The sequence below is a fragment of the Mucilaginibacter sp. PPCGB 2223 genome (assembly GCF_001705515.1).
Taxonomy (GTDB): Bacteria; Bacteroidota; Bacteroidia; order Sphingobacteriales; family Sphingobacteriaceae; genus Mucilaginibacter.
In genome coordinates, this window is record NZ_MDJS01000004.1 from 157,022 (window position 1) to 175,577 (window position 18,556).

General features: G+C 47.2%; 19 protein-coding genes. 7 read left to right on the plus strand and 12 right to left on the minus strand.

Translation table 11 applies throughout. From position 1 onward, the window contains the following. Nucleotides 1–5 precede the first annotated feature (5 nt). The 7 genes from BEL04_RS18985 to BEL04_RS19010 all read right to left on the minus strand — a co-directional run bounded on the left by BEL04_RS18985 (nucleotide 6) and on the right by BEL04_RS19010 (nucleotide 8,746). Nucleotides 6–3,365, minus strand: coding sequence for a glycosyltransferase (locus tag BEL04_RS18985; RefSeq protein WP_066006429.1), 3,360 nt, complete (start codon nucleotides 3,363–3,365; stop codon nucleotides 6–8). 60 nt (nucleotides 3,366–3,425) lie between these two features. Further along, on the minus strand, nucleotides 3,426–3,587 hold the full coding sequence (locus BEL04_RS23895; protein ID WP_083228002.1) for a FeoB-associated Cys-rich membrane protein: 162 nt from the start codon (nucleotides 3,585–3,587) through the stop codon (nucleotides 3,426–3,428). 87 nt (nucleotides 3,588–3,674) lie between these two features. Beyond that, the gene (locus BEL04_RS18990; RefSeq protein ID WP_066006432.1) at nucleotides 3,675–4,871 is read right to left on the minus strand and encodes a hypothetical protein; all 1,197 of its coding nucleotides are present in this window, start codon (nucleotides 4,869–4,871) and stop codon (nucleotides 3,675–3,677) included. A gap of 3 nt (nucleotides 4,872–4,874) precedes the next feature. Further along, on the minus strand, nucleotides 4,875–5,708 hold the full coding sequence (locus tag BEL04_RS18995) for a type 1 glutamine amidotransferase (protein ID WP_066006436.1): 834 nt from the start codon (nucleotides 5,706–5,708) through the stop codon (nucleotides 4,875–4,877). A 149-nt stretch (nucleotides 5,709–5,857) separates the two neighbouring features. Continuing rightward, complete coding sequence (locus tag BEL04_RS19000) at nucleotides 5,858–6,955, minus strand: carboxylate-amine ligase (RefSeq protein ID WP_066006438.1); 1,098 nt, start codon at nucleotides 6,953–6,955, stop codon at nucleotides 5,858–5,860. A 41-nt stretch (nucleotides 6,956–6,996) separates the two neighbouring features. Further along, nucleotides 6,997–8,028: a RimK family alpha-L-glutamate ligase gene (locus BEL04_RS19005; RefSeq protein WP_066006440.1), complete on the minus strand. Its 1,032-nt coding sequence runs from the start codon at nucleotides 8,026–8,028 to the stop codon at nucleotides 6,997–6,999. Nucleotides 8,029–8,038: 10 nt separating this feature from the next. After that, complete coding sequence (locus BEL04_RS19010) at nucleotides 8,039–8,746, minus strand: alpha/beta fold hydrolase (RefSeq protein WP_066006442.1); 708 nt, start codon at nucleotides 8,744–8,746, stop codon at nucleotides 8,039–8,041. 112 nt (nucleotides 8,747–8,858) lie between these two features. Here BEL04_RS19010 and BEL04_RS19015 point away from each other — a divergent pair, with 112 nt between their 5' ends. Both BEL04_RS19015 and BEL04_RS19020 read left to right on the plus strand, forming a co-directional pair. Next, entirely contained in the window at nucleotides 8,859–9,428 is a 570-nt protein-coding gene (locus BEL04_RS19015) for a VanZ family protein (RefSeq protein WP_066006445.1), read from the plus strand. A 65-nt stretch (nucleotides 9,429–9,493) separates the two neighbouring features. After that, nucleotides 9,494–10,306, plus strand: coding sequence for an esterase family protein (locus BEL04_RS19020; RefSeq protein WP_066006447.1), 813 nt, complete (start codon nucleotides 9,494–9,496; stop codon nucleotides 10,304–10,306). Here BEL04_RS19020 and BEL04_RS19025 read toward each other — a convergent pair. Next, nucleotides 10,303–11,211, minus strand: a complete 909-nt coding sequence (locus BEL04_RS19025) for a hypothetical protein (RefSeq protein WP_066006449.1) — start codon at nucleotides 11,209–11,211, stop codon at nucleotides 10,303–10,305. The genes BEL04_RS19020 and BEL04_RS19025 overlap by 4 nt on opposite strands. 161 nt (nucleotides 11,212–11,372) lie before the next feature. Between BEL04_RS19025 and BEL04_RS19030 the strand changes: the two genes are divergently transcribed. Beyond that, nucleotides 11,373–11,867, plus strand: coding sequence for a hypothetical protein (locus BEL04_RS19030; protein WP_066006453.1), 495 nt, complete (start codon nucleotides 11,373–11,375; stop codon nucleotides 11,865–11,867). A gap of 70 nt (nucleotides 11,868–11,937) precedes the next feature. Here the strand turns inward: BEL04_RS19030 and BEL04_RS19035 are convergent, their stop codons facing one another. Both BEL04_RS19035 and serS read right to left on the minus strand, forming a co-directional pair. Next, on the minus strand, nucleotides 11,938–12,459 hold the full coding sequence (locus tag BEL04_RS19035; protein ID WP_066006454.1) for a DUF4251 domain-containing protein: 522 nt from the start codon (nucleotides 12,457–12,459) through the stop codon (nucleotides 11,938–11,940). Between the two features lie 120 nt (nucleotides 12,460–12,579). Then, nucleotides 12,580–13,851, minus strand: coding sequence for a serine--tRNA ligase (gene serS / locus BEL04_RS19040; RefSeq protein ID WP_066006456.1), 1,272 nt, complete (start codon nucleotides 13,849–13,851; stop codon nucleotides 12,580–12,582). A 109-nt stretch (nucleotides 13,852–13,960) separates the two neighbouring features. Between serS and rsmI the strand changes: the two genes are divergently transcribed. The 4 genes from rsmI to BEL04_RS19060 are packed head-to-tail and all read left to right on the plus strand — an operon-like array spanning nucleotide 13,961 to nucleotide 17,144. Then, entirely contained in the window at nucleotides 13,961–14,677 is a 717-nt protein-coding gene (gene rsmI, locus BEL04_RS19045) for a 16S rRNA (cytidine(1402)-2'-O)-methyltransferase (RefSeq protein WP_066006457.1), read from the plus strand. Between the two features lie 11 nt (nucleotides 14,678–14,688). Further along, on the plus strand, nucleotides 14,689–15,066 hold the full coding sequence (locus BEL04_RS19050) for a hypothetical protein (protein ID WP_066006458.1): 378 nt from the start codon (nucleotides 14,689–14,691) through the stop codon (nucleotides 15,064–15,066). Next, the gene (gene lnt, locus BEL04_RS19055; RefSeq protein WP_066006459.1) at nucleotides 15,063–16,688 is read left to right on the plus strand and encodes an apolipoprotein N-acyltransferase; all 1,626 of its coding nucleotides are present in this window, start codon (nucleotides 15,063–15,065) and stop codon (nucleotides 16,686–16,688) included. The genes BEL04_RS19050 and lnt overlap by 4 nt, the downstream gene beginning before the upstream one ends. Nucleotides 16,689–16,736: 48 nt before the next feature. Beyond that, nucleotides 16,737–17,144, plus strand: coding sequence for a VOC family protein (locus tag BEL04_RS19060; RefSeq protein ID WP_139113113.1), 408 nt, complete (start codon nucleotides 16,737–16,739; stop codon nucleotides 17,142–17,144). 148 nt (nucleotides 17,145–17,292) lie between these two features. On the opposite strand, the gene BEL04_RS19065 is transcribed toward BEL04_RS19060, so the two are convergent. Both BEL04_RS19065 and BEL04_RS19070 read right to left on the minus strand, forming a co-directional pair. Continuing rightward, a complete protein-coding gene (locus tag BEL04_RS19065; protein ID WP_066006460.1) occupies nucleotides 17,293–18,147 on the minus strand; it encodes an N-acetylglucosamine kinase in 855 nt (284 codons plus the stop codon). Then, nucleotides 18,144–18,530: a two-component system response regulator gene (locus BEL04_RS19070; RefSeq protein ID WP_066006461.1), complete on the minus strand. Its 387-nt coding sequence runs from the start codon at nucleotides 18,528–18,530 to the stop codon at nucleotides 18,144–18,146. The genes BEL04_RS19065 and BEL04_RS19070 overlap by 4 nt, the downstream gene beginning before the upstream one ends. Between the last annotated feature and the right edge of the window lie 26 nt (nucleotides 18,531–18,556).

The window sequence follows — 18,556 nt, forward strand, 5'->3', positions numbered from 1 at the left end:
TTTGGCTACTTGGCGGTAACGTTACCCGTACGCTTTAACACGCCCCAGCCGCTCAGCTCGCCCTTAACGGCACGGCGGATAGATTTGAACAAAACGTAGTACATTAATTGCCGCCAGATGAGCCTTTGCGGGATGATGTAGATCAGTTTTTTGTAGCTTTCCTTCTCCATACGGAAGGCGATGATGCCGACGATAAAGTCGACCAGCACAAAGGCCAGGTAGTAGATCAGTATCTTTTCTTTATGATCGCCCATCAGGCCGAAGATCATCATCAGGTCGGCCAGCGGCGAAAACAGCGGCAGGATGATCTGGAAAATGAGGATATTGGGCATGCCTACCATCCCAAAAAATTTGTATTTCTTGTTAAACAGCGCATCCCGGTTCTTCCAGAAGCTCTGCATCACCCCGAAACTCCACCTGAAGCGTTGTTTCAGCAGCATCGGTATCGATTCGGGCGCTTCGGTATAGGCGATGGCCTCGGCGCAGTTCTTAATAATATAACCCTGTTTCAGGATGCGCATCGTCAGGTCGCAATCTTCGGCCAGGGTATCGTAAGTAAAGCCACCGGCTTTATTGATGGCCGATTTACGGAACGCACCAATGGCGCCCGGCACCACGGTAATGCTATTGAGCAGATCGAACGCCCGGCGGTCCATATTCTGCGCGGTGATATACTCGATGGATTGCCAGCGGGTAATGAGGTTGTTTTCGTTACCTACTTTTACGGTCCCTGCTACTGCACCTATCTCTTCGTCGCTGAAATAGGTCATCAGGTGGTATACGGCATCGTCCTTCAGTTGTGTATCAGCATCAATACACACCACAAAATCGTAAGTCGCCTGTTCTATACCGTAATTAAGCGCCGAAGCTTTACCCCCATTGGGCTTGGTCAGTATCTTCACTTTCGGGTGGCCATCGTAAGCTGCCTTTACAATTTCGTAGGTTTTATCCTTTGAGCCATCGTCGACAAAAATGATCTCGAAATTATCGTACTTTGTTTTCAGTAAACTTTCGATGGTTTTGTTGGCAGTGACTTCCTCGTTATACGCCGGTACGATGATGCTCACGGGATACAATACCGCTTCAGATAAACGTTCCTGGGTTTCTTTTTTATCCTGACGGCGCTGCGAAACAGCGAGTATACCGATCAGTACAATGCGGCCGACAGCCAGGAAAATGGCCGTCAGGAACAGGTACAGCATAAACCAGTTGCCATAAAATACCGCAAATACAAACATGTTGTAAAAACTACCAATAACACCACTATCGGCATCGTCGGTAATTTTTGGCATCAGGTCGTCTTTGGTTTTGTGCAACACATCGGCAATGGTGGTAAACTGGTAGCCGTGGCTTTTAAAATAATGGATGATCTCGGGCAGGGCCTTTACTGTTTGCTCACGGGTGTCGCCGCCAGCATCGTGCAGCAGCAGCATCGAGCCGTTATCTTTTTGCGCGATGACACGCGCCAGGATAGTATCGGCGCTTACACCAGGCTCCCAGTCGTGCGGGTCGATAGATTCGCCGATATTGATATAACGCTCCTCGCGGCTTAAAGCTACCGGGATAACCTCCTGCAGGGTGGTCGGCTCGGCATCGGCATTAAACGGCGGGCGGAACAGGATGGTGCTGCGGCCGGTAACCAGTTCTATCAGCTTGCGGGTTGAGTTGAGCTCAAGGTTCACCCGTTTCAGGCTCACCGTCGATATATCGGGATGGAAGAAAGTGTGGTTACCTATTTCGTAACCGGCGTTAAACTCATCTTTGAGTATCGAAATATTTTTTTCGACCATCGACCCAACTACAAAGAATGATGCAGGTACATTTTCGCGTTTCAGGATTTCGAGTATACGGGGCGTATAATCAGGGTCGGGGCCGTCATCAAATGTGAGTACGATCTTTTTCGGCGCGTAGCCATAGCGCCTGATCACATATTTTGTTGGCAGCTCTTTATACTCCTGGTTGGTAAAAGTAAAGGTTTGCGGATCAAGCGTTACGTTGATCAGGCCAGGGTGTGGGGTCGACACCAGGTCGAGCACCTCGCCGGTACCTGCGTAATCAACTTCCACCTTGTTGTTCAGCGCTACAGTGGTTAGTTTTTGTTTATCGACGCCAGTTTTACGTAACGAATCGATAGATAAGTTCTTATCAAAAAAGCTCCACAAACGCGGGTCTTCCGAGCCTAAGCGCCAAAGCGCCACGCCTGCCGTGGCCCAGTCGTCGGCCATGCGGATGATGTTGAAATTGGTGATGGCATCGGTAAAATAAACCGTATGCGGTATGCCATCCTGAAAGGTATAGCTAAAATGCAGGTTAGCCGTTTCGGGGTTAAAGATGATCTGGCTTTTGTATTGCTGCGCCGTACTGATGGCCTGTTGGTAGGTTACCGGTGTGCCTATACTGCTTTGGGGCCAGTCGTACCCGTAAGCGCCTACGGCAAATATTACCTTATCACTGGGTATGCGGGCGCAGATGTCATCCAGTGCAGCTTCGGCCCAGCGCTGATCGGATATATCGCCATCGTTGCTCGACTCGGTATGCTGGTCGTAAGCCATAATGAACAGATAGTCATTATACCTGGCCAGCTCTTCCACATCGTACTCGTCATTCTGCGGGAAAACATCCTGGGTAACCAGGAAACCTTTGGCGTGCAGCGCGGCATATACTTCCTTTTGAAAGATGACAAAATTATCGCTGTTCCTGTCCTTCAGGTCCTCAAAATCGAGGTTAATACCCTGCAGGTGATATTGATCGAGCTTGGCTATCAGGCTATTGATAAATTTGGTACGCAGCTTTTTTGAGGCGATGATACGTTCAACATCCCTGGTATCCCAGTTACCTTCAACACTGTTTTTATTTACATAGTTGGATACCTGGGCTATGATGGGCTTTTTGTACTTTTTATTCAACCTGATCAATGCGGTGTCGATACTGGCGCGTACGGTATCGGCCTTGGGTGTTAAAAAGAACCATTCGCTCACCACCAGATCCAGCTTATTAATATGGCTCTCGAGTGATGTGAACGATTGCGGGTCCCAGTTTACGTAAAACGCCGCGTTGATACGGTTTTTGTTGCTCGGATGCTTCAACTGGTGCAGGCGCAGGTCGCGCTTAAGCTCCTGAATCTGATTTTTTTCGAGCTTAAAATCCTTGTATTTTGTAGAATGCTTTAAGGCGTCGAGCTCTTCTTTCGAGAATTTTTTTGGAGCCTGCTCCAGGTTGGGCAAAGCAGGATATTGTTTTGATGTGATGGTAATTGCCGCGCCGACAACACCGCAAACCAATAAAGTGATCAACAACCGGCTTAACCACTTAAAACGTGTCCATCGGCCCGGGGTATCAGCTTGAAAAACCTGTTTATTAGACATTAATAGTTATAGGTTAAGCAAATTTAATAACATCAATAAAAGTAGCGATTGATTTTTTAATTATTTGCCCGGTTTAACCTGATCGATCTTTGAAAAATCGACACTGCATTTGCAGTTTGAACCACAGCTTGTTTTTGCAGTTAAGCTTTTGTAAACCATACGGCCCACATAAAACAACGCTGCTGCAAAAAGTGCTATAACTATGATGATCTGAAAATTCATACTGCAAATTTAGTAATTTTTTTGCCTTTAAATATTTCCGGGCAAACTATGATATACAGTATATACAAAACGTAAACTGATTGGTTTTTATTTTTGCATAAAGGCCACTGTACCGCCAACCCAGTCAAAATCCTGATTATAGCGCACCCCGATCATTTTACCACGGCTTAAACGGGCCAGGTTGATGGCGAGCGTGGGCCTTTCGTCGCCATTGGGCCACAGGTAAAGCAACCTTATTTCGGCTTTTACACCACCATCAGGCGCCTGTATAACCGGCTCGTAGTTTACCTTTTGCTGCAATATCCAGTTTTCGGGATCAGTTATAGCGTCAATATCATTTTGGGCTATGTCAATAATCACCCCCTGCCCGGCAAACGAGAACAGGGGTTTTAAAACATAGTTCTCCAGGTCGGCAGGCGTTTCCTCCAATTTATCCAAAAACCATGTTTTGGGTACATAAGTCCCTTTTAAAAAGGGCATGGTATATTTGCTGATACGGTAAAACCAGTTAGGGTGTGTTATCCATTCTACATCAAGCGGCTGCCGCACATCAACCACCTTAGCGAGCAGTGGGGCGTTGCCGGCGATCTCATCAAATATCAGGCGGTTATAAATACGTTTGATCTGCTTCCACTCACCATCAACCTCATAGTATAACTTATCTCCGTGCTGCCGAAGGTTTTCGAGCGAAACGATGCCGATGCCCAGGTATCTTTGGGTAATATAAAAATCGACATTGGTTTTTTGTTCATCAGTATTCACGTCCATCAGCACAACTTCATCCGGCCGGTGCGGACCAACGATCGTACGTCTTAGCAAATCGACGTAACCTTCCTTATTCAAACCACTAAAGTAAACCGTCCAGTCTTTGCCCGGAACTTCGAAGCTTTCTTCGTATTGTTCGCCCAACAGCGACTGGAAGCCAAATAACGATGGGAAGCCCTGCAGTTCGATCAGCTTGGGTACCAGTGTACCTTTCCCATCTTTGCAGATACCAAAATCCAAAGCCAGAAAATGCGGATGGTCGTTCTCATTCGCCACTCTCCATTCGGCCGGGATGGCCCTTTCGGTCAATTGTTTAAAATCGGGGCGCATAATTACTTTGACGATATCATTGCCGGCGGCAATTAGCTTATCGCGAAAAGCATTATCGATAAATAGCGGCGTTTCGGCAATACGAAAAGTGATAGGGAACGGCGAATTTTTATCCATGTTCGCCAGGAACGCGGCATACTTTTCATCACTATAATGTTCGTTATAAGCTTTCCGTGCTAAAGGCACCATAAATTACGCCTCCTCTAAACTATGCAACGCCTGGTACAAAAAGTTGGGGATAATGGTATTATGGGTCAACAGTATCTGGTCGGGATTGTTTAGTTCGTTCAGCATATTGTCGTATTTTTTCTGCCCGTACTCTTCTATCATCGATTGCTTACGCTCCTCGTCGAGCATGTGTGCCCGCATACCGATGGGGTCGGCCTCGGGGTGAAACTGCGTGCCAAAAAAATACTCGTTAAACCGTATGGCCATCATGGCACGGGGCAGGTCGATATGCGGGCGTTCTTTTTCGATAGCCAGCAACGTTGCGCCAATTTCTCTGAATTTTTCCTCGTTGGGATGGATCACCTGCCATTCGCGCGAGTCGACCGCGAAGAAAGGATCGGCCAGGCCTTCGAACAGGAATTCGGACGCAGCGGCCCCTGTTTGATGAACAGGCATAATACCGAATGATTCGGACTGGCGCATATTCACCACACCCAACCCGTACCTGCGGCACATTAACTGGAAAGAGTGACAAACAAATAAAACGTGTTTTTTATTCAGGCTGCCGGAAGCGTTATGTACACTGATGGCGTCGATCAGTTCCCAATACAGGCGTTCCCATTCGGTATCGGCGGTGTCGATCGGGCTGCCCGGGCCGCCGCTTGAAATATAAACATCAAAACTGGTATCCGGTATCTCATGCTTGGCGCGAAGATCAAATATCTGGTACACCAGGTTAACCCGGTGTTGATTGCGGTACCGCTCTACCAGTTCAACAAAATTGCGCATGCCCTGGTTAGGGTAATTGTCGTATAAATCGATAATGGCAACCTTTATTGCTGTTTTCTCTGTCTGCATTGATCTCTCCGGGTCAGTTAGTTATGCGAAAATATGGATTAAAAATGGATTCTGCTCCATGTCATTGCGAGGTACGAAGCAATCGCACACAGGCAAAGCCGATCTGCATAGCAAGAGATTGCTTCGTGCCTCGCAATGACAATAATGTCTCACGTTCCAACCAACGTTTGCGATGTAATATAATCCACCACATCGGTAAAGCTTTGCCGCTGGTTATATATGGCCAGTTGCCTGTCGGCGCCGGTGCCCTGCTCCAGTATGTTGTGTACGTATTCCAAATCTTTGCGGCAACCCAGGTCATCAACCACATCGTCCACAAAATCCAGCAATTCTAAAACCAGGGCGCGGGTATTTACTTCGAGCTGCTTGCCAAAATCGATCATCTTACCATCGATACCGTAGCGCGCCGCCCGCCATTTGTTTTCGTTAATGAGCGCCCGGCTGTAGGTAATAAAATTCATGTTTTGCTGGCGGAGTTTGTACAGCTTGGCGCACAGGCATTGAAACAAAGCCACGAAAGCCATGGTTTCATCGATCAGCATGGGGCAGTCGCAAATGCGGAACTCGATGGTTTCGAAAAAAGGGTGCACACGGATATCCCACCAGATTTTTTTGGCATTATCAATACAATTGGTTTTTACCAGCAGTTTGATGTAGCTATCGTACTCCTCGATGCTGCTGAAATAATCAGGTATGCCCGTACGCGGGAACTTATCAAAAACCTTGGTGCGAAATGATTTAAAGCCCGTGTTACGGCCTTCCCAAAACGGCGAATTGGTGGAGAGCGCGTACACGTGCGGCAAAAAATAACGTACCTGGTTAGCGATGTTGATCGCCATCTCGCGCGACTGGATACCTACATGCACATGCAAACCGAAAATAAGGTTGGAGCGGGCCGCTTCCTGCATCTCGTCTACAATCTCGAAGTATCTCGGATGATCGGTGATGAGCTGGTGCTGCCAGTGCGAAAAAGGGTGCGTGCCCGCCGCGCCTATGCGCAGGCCGATATCGCCGGCCAGGCCGGCTACAGTGCGGCGCAGCTTGGTTACCTCTGCACGTGCTTCATCGGTATCGCGGCAAATATGTGTACCTACTTCTACCACTGCCTGGTGCATTTCGGCCTTCACCTGGTCCTCGTGTATTTTTTGTGCCGCATCGACAATTTTCTGCTCGTGCGACCGCAGTTCCCGGCTCACCGGGTCGATCACCATAAACTCTTCTTCGACACCTAAGGTAAATTCGTTCATTGTTAATTGGGGTTAATCAATGTTACATCATGCCAGTCTTTTTATTTTTTAGTTATAGCTTTCTTCGGCTTCACTTCTTTAGCAGATGCTTTTGCCGGCATTTTTTTAGGAGCAGCAGCTACCAACGGCGTCGCGCTAACAGCCGATTTGATAAACTGTCCCCAGGTCAAATTATCGCGATCGGGCTTTTGGGCCTTTGCACGTTCGATGGCATAACTGGCCGCCGTCTCCACCACCCAATCAAAATTGGCCTGGCCAACGCTGTTCACATCGGCATCGGGTGCGGGGTTGCAAAAATCGATAGCGTAAGGTATGCCATTACGTACAGCAAACTCAACGGTGTTAAAATCGTAGCCTAAATATTGGTTCAGTTGGATCACATATTTGCTCACCTGGTCGAGCAGTTTTTTTGCGGCGGGCGCTTTGCCGTGCTCATAACGCAGGTGGTGCGGGTTGCGCGGCTCGTACTGCATAATGCGCACATGCTTGCCGCCTATGCAATAGCAGCGGAAATAATCGTCGAAAACAACCTCTTCCTGCAGCATCATTACGTATTGTTTGGTCTGATCGTATTTATCAAAAAAATCGTCGGCATCGTGCAGTTTATACACTTCCTTCCAGCCGCCGCCGTCAAAAGGTTTCATATACGCGGGGAAGCCCACATAATCGAATATGCCCTGCCAATCCAGCGGGTATGCCAGGTTGCGGAAGGACAGATCGGAAGTATCGTCGGGCAGCTCTTTTGATGGCAGGATAACCGTTTTAGGCACTGGAACACCGATCTTAACCGCGAGGGCATTATTAAAAAACTTTTCATCCGCGCTCCACCAAAACGGATTGTTGATGACCGCTGTGCCGCATATAGCTGCGTTTTTTAAAGCAGCCCGGTAAAAAGGCACATCCTGCGAAATGCGATCGATGATCACAGCATAATCCAGCGGCTCGGCCTGTGCCACCTTGTTAATGCTCACAAACTCCGCCGTGATACCTTTTTCGTTCTTATTTTTTACCGCCTCAACAAATGCCTGCGGGAACGTGTTCTCCTGTCCGAATAAAATGCCGATCTTTTTCATATGATGGTATCTACTTTATAGTTGATAAATAATGCGGGAATATCTCGCGCCAGGCGGGCCAGTCGTGCTCGGCACTGGGCCTGATATCCAGCCAATGGTTAATATCCTTTTGCCTTAAAATGTTTGACAGGGCAATGTTTTCGCCTTTGCAAAAGTCGTTCTCTCCGGTACCCAGTATAATGTTCATCTTCCATAGTTCGGCGTTGCCGGCGCCCGGCAAATAATCGGGCGGGTTATTGTAAAATATCTCGTCGCTGTAAAAGCCGTCGGTAAACTGTTTGATGTTGAACGCCCCGCCCATCGAGAACATATGCGCCACTTTTTCGGGATGTTTAAAGGCGAAGTTAGCGGCATGGTATCCGCCAAAGCTGCAGCCGGCTACAGCAATGCGGTGCACACCGGTTTCATAACTGGCCCAGGGCGCCAGTTCTTCGTTCAGCATGCGGTCGTAAGCTTCGTGGGTACGGGCACGGTCGGACGGGTGTATCCCCTTATTATACCAGCTCTGCTCGTCGATGCTATCGATACAGTAGATCTTCACCAGGCCCTGGTCAACAAACCAGGCAACGCTATCCAGTAAACCAAAATCCTTGTTCTGGTAATAACGCCCCATCGAAGTGGGGAACAGGATAACCGGATAACCCCGGTCGCCAAAGATCAGCATATCCAGATTGCGGCTCAGGCAGCGCGAGTACCAACGTTTATATTCTTCTATCAATGCCGATTAATTTACTGTAAGATAGCGCGATAGTTTTAAAACTGCAAACTAAATTGGCAGCATATGCCGTTTTATTATCTTCGTGACCGTAACCTGCTCGCAACGATATACCATGCTTCACCAGTTGATTAAACCTGCTCTTGTTATTTTCAGCCTGGCTTTGCCATTGTGGATTATTTTGAGGCTGATTATAAATGGCTATAAAAAACAGCAGGTATCGCCGGGCCGGGAGTTTTTGCTGTTTGTTTGCTATGTATACTTTATTGGTATTCTGCTGCTAACGGTAGTACCTATACCGATGACAAGGCACCCTACACCCAAGCTCGACCGCATTAACTTTGTGCCGGTAGTTCACACGTTTAGGGAATTCGTGGCGACATTTTCGCGCGGCAGGAGTTTTATGAAGATACTTGCGTTGGAAAACGTACTGGGCAATATTGTTTTATTTTTCCCTTTAGGCGTGCTTTTGCCACTGATTTCGCCCAGGCTGTGTTCATTTAAACAGATTTTGCTCATTGCCTTCCTCGCATCCACGGCAATCGAGTTCATCCAGTTCATCTCGCAGCATTTCGGTAATTACCGGTCTGTCGATATCGACGATGTTATCCTGAATACCCTTGGCGCGGTTTTAGGGTTCGTAATTGCCGGCAAACCGCTGGCCCGAAACAATAATTGGCCATAAACCGTAAACAGCCGCTTTAATTTTACCAGGATAACCCTACATTTGTAGCCTTAATTTTATTTTTGATGTTGCGTACCGCCGAGATGACCGTTGCTAAGGAAAGCCTGCTGATCAAATCCGAAATACTGAAACGTGAGGTGGCCATCACCTTGCTGATTCCTGATGATTATAATTTTGCCGAGCCATTGAATTTGCTGTTGCTGAATGACGGGCAGGAAACCGAAAATCTGTCGTTGAGCAAAACTCTCGAAAATTTATACCAGGCCAATAAGATTAAACCGGTTGTGGCAGCTGCCATACATGCCGGCGACGAACGTTTGCTGGAATACGGCATTGCCGGCATTCCCGATTTTAAGGGCCGGGGCGCCAAAGCAGAATTGTATACCGGGTTTATCCTCGATGAACTGCTGCCCCAGCTTTATCTGCACACTTCGGTAAAGGCTTTTAATAAGATCGCTTTCGCAGGTTTTTCGCTCGGTGGCCTAACCGCCTTGGATATTGCCTGGAACCACAGCGATATATTCGGCAAGGTTGGCGTGTTCTCCGGATCGCTCTGGTGGCGCAGCAAAGCGCTGAACGAGGGGTATACAGACGCCGACCGGATTATGCACCGCGTTATCCGCGAAAGCAAAAACAAACCGGCACTCAAATTCTGGCTGCAGACCGGCACGCTCGATGAGACTGCCGACCGTAACCATAACGGCATCATCGATTCGATTGACGACACCATCGACCTGATTAAAGAGCTGGAAGCCAAAGGTTATAACCGCCCTGCCGACATACAATACCTCGAGGTAGTTGGCGGCAGGCACGATATGCCTACCTGGGCCAAAGCCATGCCTAAATTTTTAACCTGGGCCTTTGGCAAACAGGCTTAAAACTTAAAGGATACGCCAACAGAAAAATAAAATATGCTCGAACGGAAAGGCTGGCTGGCTTCGATCGTTTTGGTGATCGCCTGTTCGGCCGGAGTGCCCTTTGGTAAACTATCCTGTGCAAAGGCATAAGTGGGCACAAAGCTCAAAACTAAACCGCCTGTTTTATATTCTATCGGTGCAGTAAGTTCGTAGTCGAGTAAGACGAACTGGCCTAAAGCGCTATAATAGTTGTTGTAAGCGGCATTGGCGGCTGCAGCACCTTTCTTCGTTAACCGGCCCTTACGCTCCAGGTAGCTGGCATAAAAGTTTTGCGAACCTGCGTTCAAACCCGCTTCAGGACTGATAAGCAGCAGATCGTCATCGCCAAAAATACCATCAATCGCAAAATCGTGCGAGATATTGGGGTTGATGCCAAAGTCGCCGCCTGCACCGCCGTTTTTGCCAAAACTATAGTTGACACTCAATGCAGGAGTAATGACATCGGCAATATCGTAATCCACATATGCATTAAAAATGCTGCTTACCGACGACGATACCTGTGTGCTGTTACTATTGTAAAACATTTTGGTGAACGACGCTCCGCCTTCAAGATCATCGGTGAACGAATGATCATAACCGGCTTCGAGGCTGCCGCCGTCGAGCTTATTGTTTTTACGGTTAGTGACAAAATCCATACTGCCCGAAAAATAAATACCCGATTTAAAGGTGTAGGTAATTTTAGGCGAGACGGACGGAGTAGTGATGGTATCTGCCCGGCCCAGGTAAACTCCGTTATTGGTATAGCTGACGCCAATTTTAAGAGATGATTTTGGCGGAGCGACGGATCCGGTATCGGTCTGGGCAGACGCGTACGCAAACGAAAAGATGAGCGCCAGCAAGGGCAGGGGTTTAAATATAGTTTTCATTGTTAATCAGGTTTAGTCAAAGGTGCTATTAAGCCCTAAGACTATAGGCGAATGTAAAAGTTTAGTTACGAAATATTTATATTTTTTTATTAAACTCTGCTTAAACGCCCCGGTCATAAGGTCATTAATTTGTTATTAACCATTTAATTAAAAACTTGATTATGAAAGCTTTAAATCTGTTAACAGCAGCGTTATTAAGCACAACCGCTGTATTTGCTCAAGCAACAACCCCAGCTACCAAAGCACAAATGAAAGATCTGCGCCAGGATATACGCGCCAAAAACAACGATAAGGCCGCAGCCGAAAAAGACATCAGGAAGGGCGACTATGCCGACGCCAAAACCGAGATCAACGCTGCCAAAACCGAACGTGCAGACATTAAAACCGATGCTGCCGCTTTAAAAAGCGAAGGCGTGGCCCACCCGGTAGCTAAAGCCGGTGCGCAGGTAAAGGCTATTGACGAAAAAAAGGTTCGCACCGATGAGAAAGACCTCCGTGCCGATAAAAAAGCAGCGGCAGCCGATGTAAAGAAAGGCGACTATGCTGACGCCAAAACTGAAGTTAAAGATGCCAAAGCAGACAGAAAAGACCTTAAACAGGATGTACGAACAGCGAAGCGCGATGGGATAAAACATCCTGTACGGAGAGCTCGTTGATCTTAAGGGATTGGGCGATGAGCACAGGCCGCCGGGATTTTGACCCGGCGGCCTTATTTTTATCGGTTATTTATCCTTTCGGCTTCGGCGGAGCTTCTATCGTCCCTTCAAACGATATCGCATCCCGGTTATAACTTGTTATCCGCAACGTGGCATAACCATCCTCAGATATGGTCAGAAACATTTTTTGGATTTCCCGGTTGTCTTTAGGTACAATGGTTATTTCCCAGCCGCCTTTTTTGTTTTTGGTTGTGGTGTACTCAAATTTGGTAGAGGTAAAATCCAGCGCATTTTTTGTCGGGTCCACCGGCGCCTGGTATGCCTGTCCTGAGTATGGCAGATAGCTTATCAGGCTATCCTGCCTGATCTGCATATCATAATCAGAGGTTAGCTGCTTACCGCCACCGCGCATAGGGTTCATATACGTGGGCTCAAAAACATATCTCCTGTTCTCAATAACCTGCTTTACCTCTTCTAATCTTTTGGCTTTACGTGCAGCTTTCTTGTCCTGCGCCAGGGCTGTATCGAATATTAATGTACCAACTACCAACAAAAGGGCAATACGGACCGCAAAGTTCATCAGAGTTTTCATATTCAGTGCTTTAGGTTAATAACAAGTAAATCAAATTTAACGTATTATTTTTATAGTTTAATACTTCAACTGATAATTATTTACCCGGCACCGGCAAACTTTATGGGTAACGCGCCGGCTTTAATCAATCCACTCAAACTTGGTATAAGGCACTAAAACCTCCGGAATTTTGATGCCCGTTTCAGTCTGGTTATTCTCAAGCAATGTGGCAACAATACGCGGCAGGGCCAAAGCGCTGCCATTTAAAGTGTGGGCCAGCTGCGTTTTACCTTCACTGTTGCGGAAACGGAGCTTCAGGCGGTTACTTTGAAATGTTTCGAAGTTGGATACGGACGAAACCTCGAGCCAGCGCTGCTGCGCAGCGCTCCAGGTTTCCATATCATAGGTAAGGGCGGCAGTAAAGCTCATATCGCCGCCGCATAAACGCAGCACACGGTAGGGCAAACCCAGTTTTTGCAGCAAGCCCTGTACATGCGCGCTCATTTGTTCCAGCACTTCGTACGATTGATCGGGATGGGTTACCTGTACCAGTTCGACCTTGTCAAACTGGTGCAGCCGGTTCAGTCCGCGTACGTGTGCGCCATACGAACCGGCTTCGCGGCGGAAACATGGGGTATAACCGCAATTTTGCACGGGCAGTTCGTCGGCTTTCAATATCACATCGCGGTACAGGTTGGTAATGGGCACCTCGGCGGTAGGTATCAGGTACAGGTTATCCACACCAACATGGTACATCTGCCCTTCCTTATCGGGTAACTGCCCGGTGCCAAAGCCCGATGCTTCGTTCACCACGTGTGGTACCATACGCTCGTCGTACCCGGCCTTTTCGGCTTCATCCAAAAAGAAAGCGATCAATGCACGCTGTAGTTTAGCGCCTTTACCTTTATAAACCGGGAAACCTGCCCCGGTTATCTTTACGCCCAGTTCAAAATCTATCAGGTTATATTTTGCGGCAAGCTCCCAATGTGGCAAAGCATTGGCCGGCAATTCGGGACGTGCACCGTGCTCTAAAACAACTTCGTTTTCTTCGGGTGTTGAGCCCTTGGGTACCGAAACATGCGGCAGGTTAGGCAACAGCACTGTTTTTTGCTGTAGTTCCTGTTCAATGCTCGATAATTGCTCGCTCAGTTTTTTGATATCCTCTTTGTAGGTGTTCGATTTGGATTTGATCGCTTCGGCTTCCTCTTTTTTACCGGTGCGCATCAGCTCTCCAATTTGTTTTGCAGCAGCGTTCGACTCGGCCGAGATACCATCTAACGTATTTTGCGTCTGACGGCGTTGCTCGTCTAATTTGATCACCTCGTCAACCAGCTCTGGCTGTTTAAAATTTTTTACCGCCAAACGTTCCAATACATGTTCCCTGTTTTCGCGGATATAACTAACTTGCAGCATTATTTTATTTTTTTGACAAAGATAGAATGAGTTGTCGGTTTTTGGTTGTCGGTTGTAAGTTTTTTAGCTTGAACTGATAACTCACAACTGACAACTGACAACTAAACAAATGAGCGGCAAACTTTACCTGGTACCCACCCCAATCGGCAACCTCGAGGATATTACCTTGCGGGCATTGCGTATTTTAAAGGAAGCCGATATCATCCTGGCTGAGGATACCCGCACATCAGCACCTATGTTGAAGCATTTCGGCATCAGTCAGAAGGTTTATGCGCACCATCAGCATAACGAGCACCAAAGTACCGGCGAGATTATCCGCTTTTTAAAGGAGGGTAAAAACATCGCTCTGATATCAGATGCCGGTACACCCGCCATCAGTGATCCTGGATTTTTTTTGGTACGCGAAGCGGTAAAGAACGATCTGCCTGTTGAATGCTTACCCGGCGCAACAGCCTTTGTACCTGCATTGGTAAACTCAGGCTTCCCTACCGACAGGTTTTGCTTCGAAGGGTTTTTGCCTTTAAAAAAGGGCCGGCAAACAAGGTATAAGGCGCTTGCCGAAGAAGAACGCACGATCGTGTTCTATGAGTCGCCGCACCGGATATTGAAAACGCTCGAGGAAATGGCCACTTATTTTGGCGCCGAACGACAGGTATCGATATCGCGCGAGCTTACCAAAATGTTCGAGGAAACCGTGCGCGGTACGGTTGCCGAAGTAAAAACCTATTTCGAAACTCATCCCGTAAAGGGCGAGTTTGTGGTTTGCGTAGCGGGTTTGGAAATACAGAAAACAAAGAACAAGTACCAAAAAGACGAAGACGAGTAAATTTATTGTTCATGAAAAAAGAAGAACAATTACTCAAAAATATAAAAGCCCAGGCGCAGGTTTATCTTTTAGACGCGTCTGAATTTTTCCCTTTTGGCGCAGGCATCGATAGCCAGGGCAATATTCAACCGTTTTCGGCTTACCTGGAGCACGACAATGATCGGCCTGATTCATTGCTATTGATTGATCTACTCACAAAGTCTATTAAAAAAAGTCTCCTTAATGGTGATTATATTATAGCTGCAATAGGAATTGACATTACAATTAAGAAAGATGGACAAACATACGATGGCTTAGAAGTACATTTTTTTGAAAGTGATAAAATGTACAAAATGCATTTTAAATATAGTATTAAGCCAAATTATGTAGAGTTTTGCGAATACACATGAAAAAGAACATCCTGCTCGCCATACTTTCCGGTTTACTGCTTTGGGTAGCCTGGCCGCCAACGCCATACACTACTTTCATCCTATTGTTTGGTTTTGTGCCTTTGCTTGTCGCGATAGAAAACATCATCAAATCAACACAGGCTAAAAAAGGTAAAGCCATTTTCAACACCACTTTCGTGGGATTTTTTGTGTGGAACACCCTTTGCATTTACTGGGTGTATAACTCGCTCAAAGCCATCGGCCCGATAACCGCTATACCTATTACACTGATACCTTATTCGCTTGGCCCCCTACTGATGTCGGCCGCCTGCTGGCTGTATTACCGCGCACGGCTTATCACCAACCGGAATTACAGCCTTGCGATGCTGGTTTGCTTTTGGGTTGCTTACGAGTACCTGCACCAAACCTGGGATCTTAAATTTCCCTGGATGACTTTAGGCAACGGTTTTGCCGTGAGCTACCAACTGGTTCAATGGTACGAGTATACAGGCGTTTACGGCGGTACCGTTTGGATATTGCTCACCAACATCCTGGCTTTTCTGGTTTATATCGGCTTACGCGAAGCCCAGACAAATAAACTGCGGCTAAAGCTGATCGGTATGCTTACGCTGATCATTTTACTGCCTGTAAGTTATTCGCTTTATACCTATTATGGTTACAAAGAAAACCCTGATCCTTCGAACATAGTTGTGGTACAGCCCAATGTCGACCCTTACGAAAAGGAAGGCTCCATACCGGTTGGCCAGCAGGTCAGTTCGCTGATTCACCTGTCCGACTCCATCGGCCAGGCGAACACCGAGTTCTTCATCTGGCCCGAAACAGCTATCGCCGATTCGCAGGGTTTAAACGAAGATAAAATACGTACCGACCCTTACTTTTTACAGGCACAACGCTTTTTACAGAAGTACAAAAATGGAAACCTGATCACAGGCATCGAAGGCTATAAACTTTACGATACCCGCAAAACCGAAACCGCCGGCCCAACCGGCGACGGGCGTTTTTACGACCGTTTTAACACGGCCATCAACGTCGAAAACTCGGCCGAAGTACAGTTTTACCACAAATCAAAACTGGTGCCGGGTGCAGAGTCGCTGCCATTTAAAAACACATTATCCTTCCTGAAACCGGTATTCGAGCACCTGGGTGGCGCTACCGGCGATTATGCAGGGCAGGATAAGCCATCAGAGTTATATTCGCAAGGCGGCATCGGGGCGGCGCCGGTTATCTGTTACGAATCTATCTGGGGCGAGTGGGTGGCGCAACACGTACGAAACGGCGCGCAATTTATCGCCATTATCACTAACGATGGCTGGTGGGAAAACACTTCGGGTAAGGACCAGCACCTCGATTATGCCAAACTCCGTGCCATCGAAACCCGCCGCTGGGTTTGCCGCTCGGCCAATACGGGCATTTCGGCATTCATCAACCAGCGGGGCGATGTGGTACAGCATACCGGCTGGTGGGTAAAAACAGCCATCAAACAAAACATCAACCTTAACACCGATCTGACTTTCTATGTACAGCACGGCGATTATATTCCCAAAGCGGGCAGTATACTTGCTTTGCTTGGTATTGGCTTTATGGGGTACAAACGTGTAAGCAAAAAACGATTGAAAGCGTAAAGACGCAAATATTTGTTGTTGACCGGCACAGATCGTTTGCATAACTTTATGCTGCTGTTATTCCAATCCTTTAAAAAACAAACCAATATGCTTGCCGACAAAGAACTTAAGGCCTTTGTTCCCACAGTGAAACCAGGCGAAGCCAAACTATTTTACCAGGATATCTTAGGATTACAGTTATTATCTCAAGACGATTACGCCCTGGAGTTTAACGCCAACGGCGTTCTGCTACGCGTGATCATCGTTCCCGAATTAAAACCCCACCCGTTTACTGCTTTGGGATGGAATGTTGGTGATATGGTACCCATCATACAGGCACTCAACAAAAAAGGTATCTTTTGCGAAAAGTACAACTTTTTAGAGCAGGATGACTTGGGCATCTGGACTGCGCCCGGCGGCGCAAAAGTTGCCTGGTTCAAAGACCCCGATGGCAACGTACTGTCCTTAACGGAATGATTCATCCCGAGGCAGGGGGGAAATTGTAAGAAATTTTTGATAGTTCAGATCATAGGCCTCGCGCATCAAAATCCGTGCGGTGTACATGTAATATACGAAATTTTCAGCGCTTTTAACCAGGGTCAAAACTAATGAATAATGAACCGATCTACTGATTATTCTTCAGCACAAACTCCAGCAGCTCGTTAATGGGTTTTTTGATGATCTTACCTACGTGGATACCGTTTTCCTTGCACAGCGCCTTGAGCTCATCGCTAAACTGGTAGGCTATCGAGCCCACAAAATGGCACTTGTACTTGTTATAGTCGGGGTAGGTTTTGATATTGGTATCGATAAACTCCAGGAAGCCTTTTTTCAGCATCTGCTGGGCGTAGTCCGAAGTTCGCACTTCGTTTAAAAAACGGGCAAACGCTGCCAGGTACGAGTTGGCCCTGGGGCGCTGGTAAACGTTTTTGATAATGGTTTCTTTATCGATGTGATAGCGTTCGTTGAATGCCCTGGCAATATCGGGCGGCATATTTCCATACAAAAAATCGCGCACGAGCGCTTTGCCGAACCAGCTGCCCGAGCCTTCATCGCCCAAAACAAAGCCAAGTCCCTGCTTACCCTCAAAAATATCCTCGCCATTAAAAAATGAGATATTGGAGCCCGTACCCAGCACACAACACAATCCTTTTTCGTGGCCGCAGGTGGCATAGGCCGACCCAAGCAGGTCGCTGTCGACACTTACGTACGATGTTTTGGGGAATACCTGGCTCAACGCGTTCGAGATGATCTCGCGCCTGTCGGGATTGGAGCAGCCCGCCCCGAAAAAGAAGATCTCGCTTATCTTATAGTTCCGCTTAATGAGTTCCTGACCCTGCGATTGGATGATCTTAACAATATCCTTTTCAGTCAGGAAGTAGGGATTAAGCCCGTCTGTTTTAAACTCTTCGGCTTCGCCGCCGGGGTTTTCTAACAGCCAATCAGTTTTTGAGGAACCGCTGTCGGCAACTAATATCATGCACTTAAACTTTCCAGAACCTTATGGGTAAGCGGTTTATGGACAAACTGGGTAATATATTTATTCTCGCTCGATAGCTTAAAATCTACCGGGTCTAACGATGACGATAACATGTATATCCTGATCTTTTTATCATCATCGAGATGGAGCGTATCGAACTCCTTTAAAAACTCAAAACCATCCATAAAAGGCATACGGATGTCGAGGAAGATCACATCGGGCTCAATTTCTTTCGACTGTAATTTGGCTATGGCCTCGGGGGCCGATTGGATAACCACGATCTTTTCGGCAAAGTTACCTGTCTCTAAAATCTTGCGCGTTACAAAATTGTCGATAAAATTATCGTCAATCAGCAGGCAAAGTTTGAAACGAGGTGTCGGCATCACCGTCAAAAATAATAGTTTATATT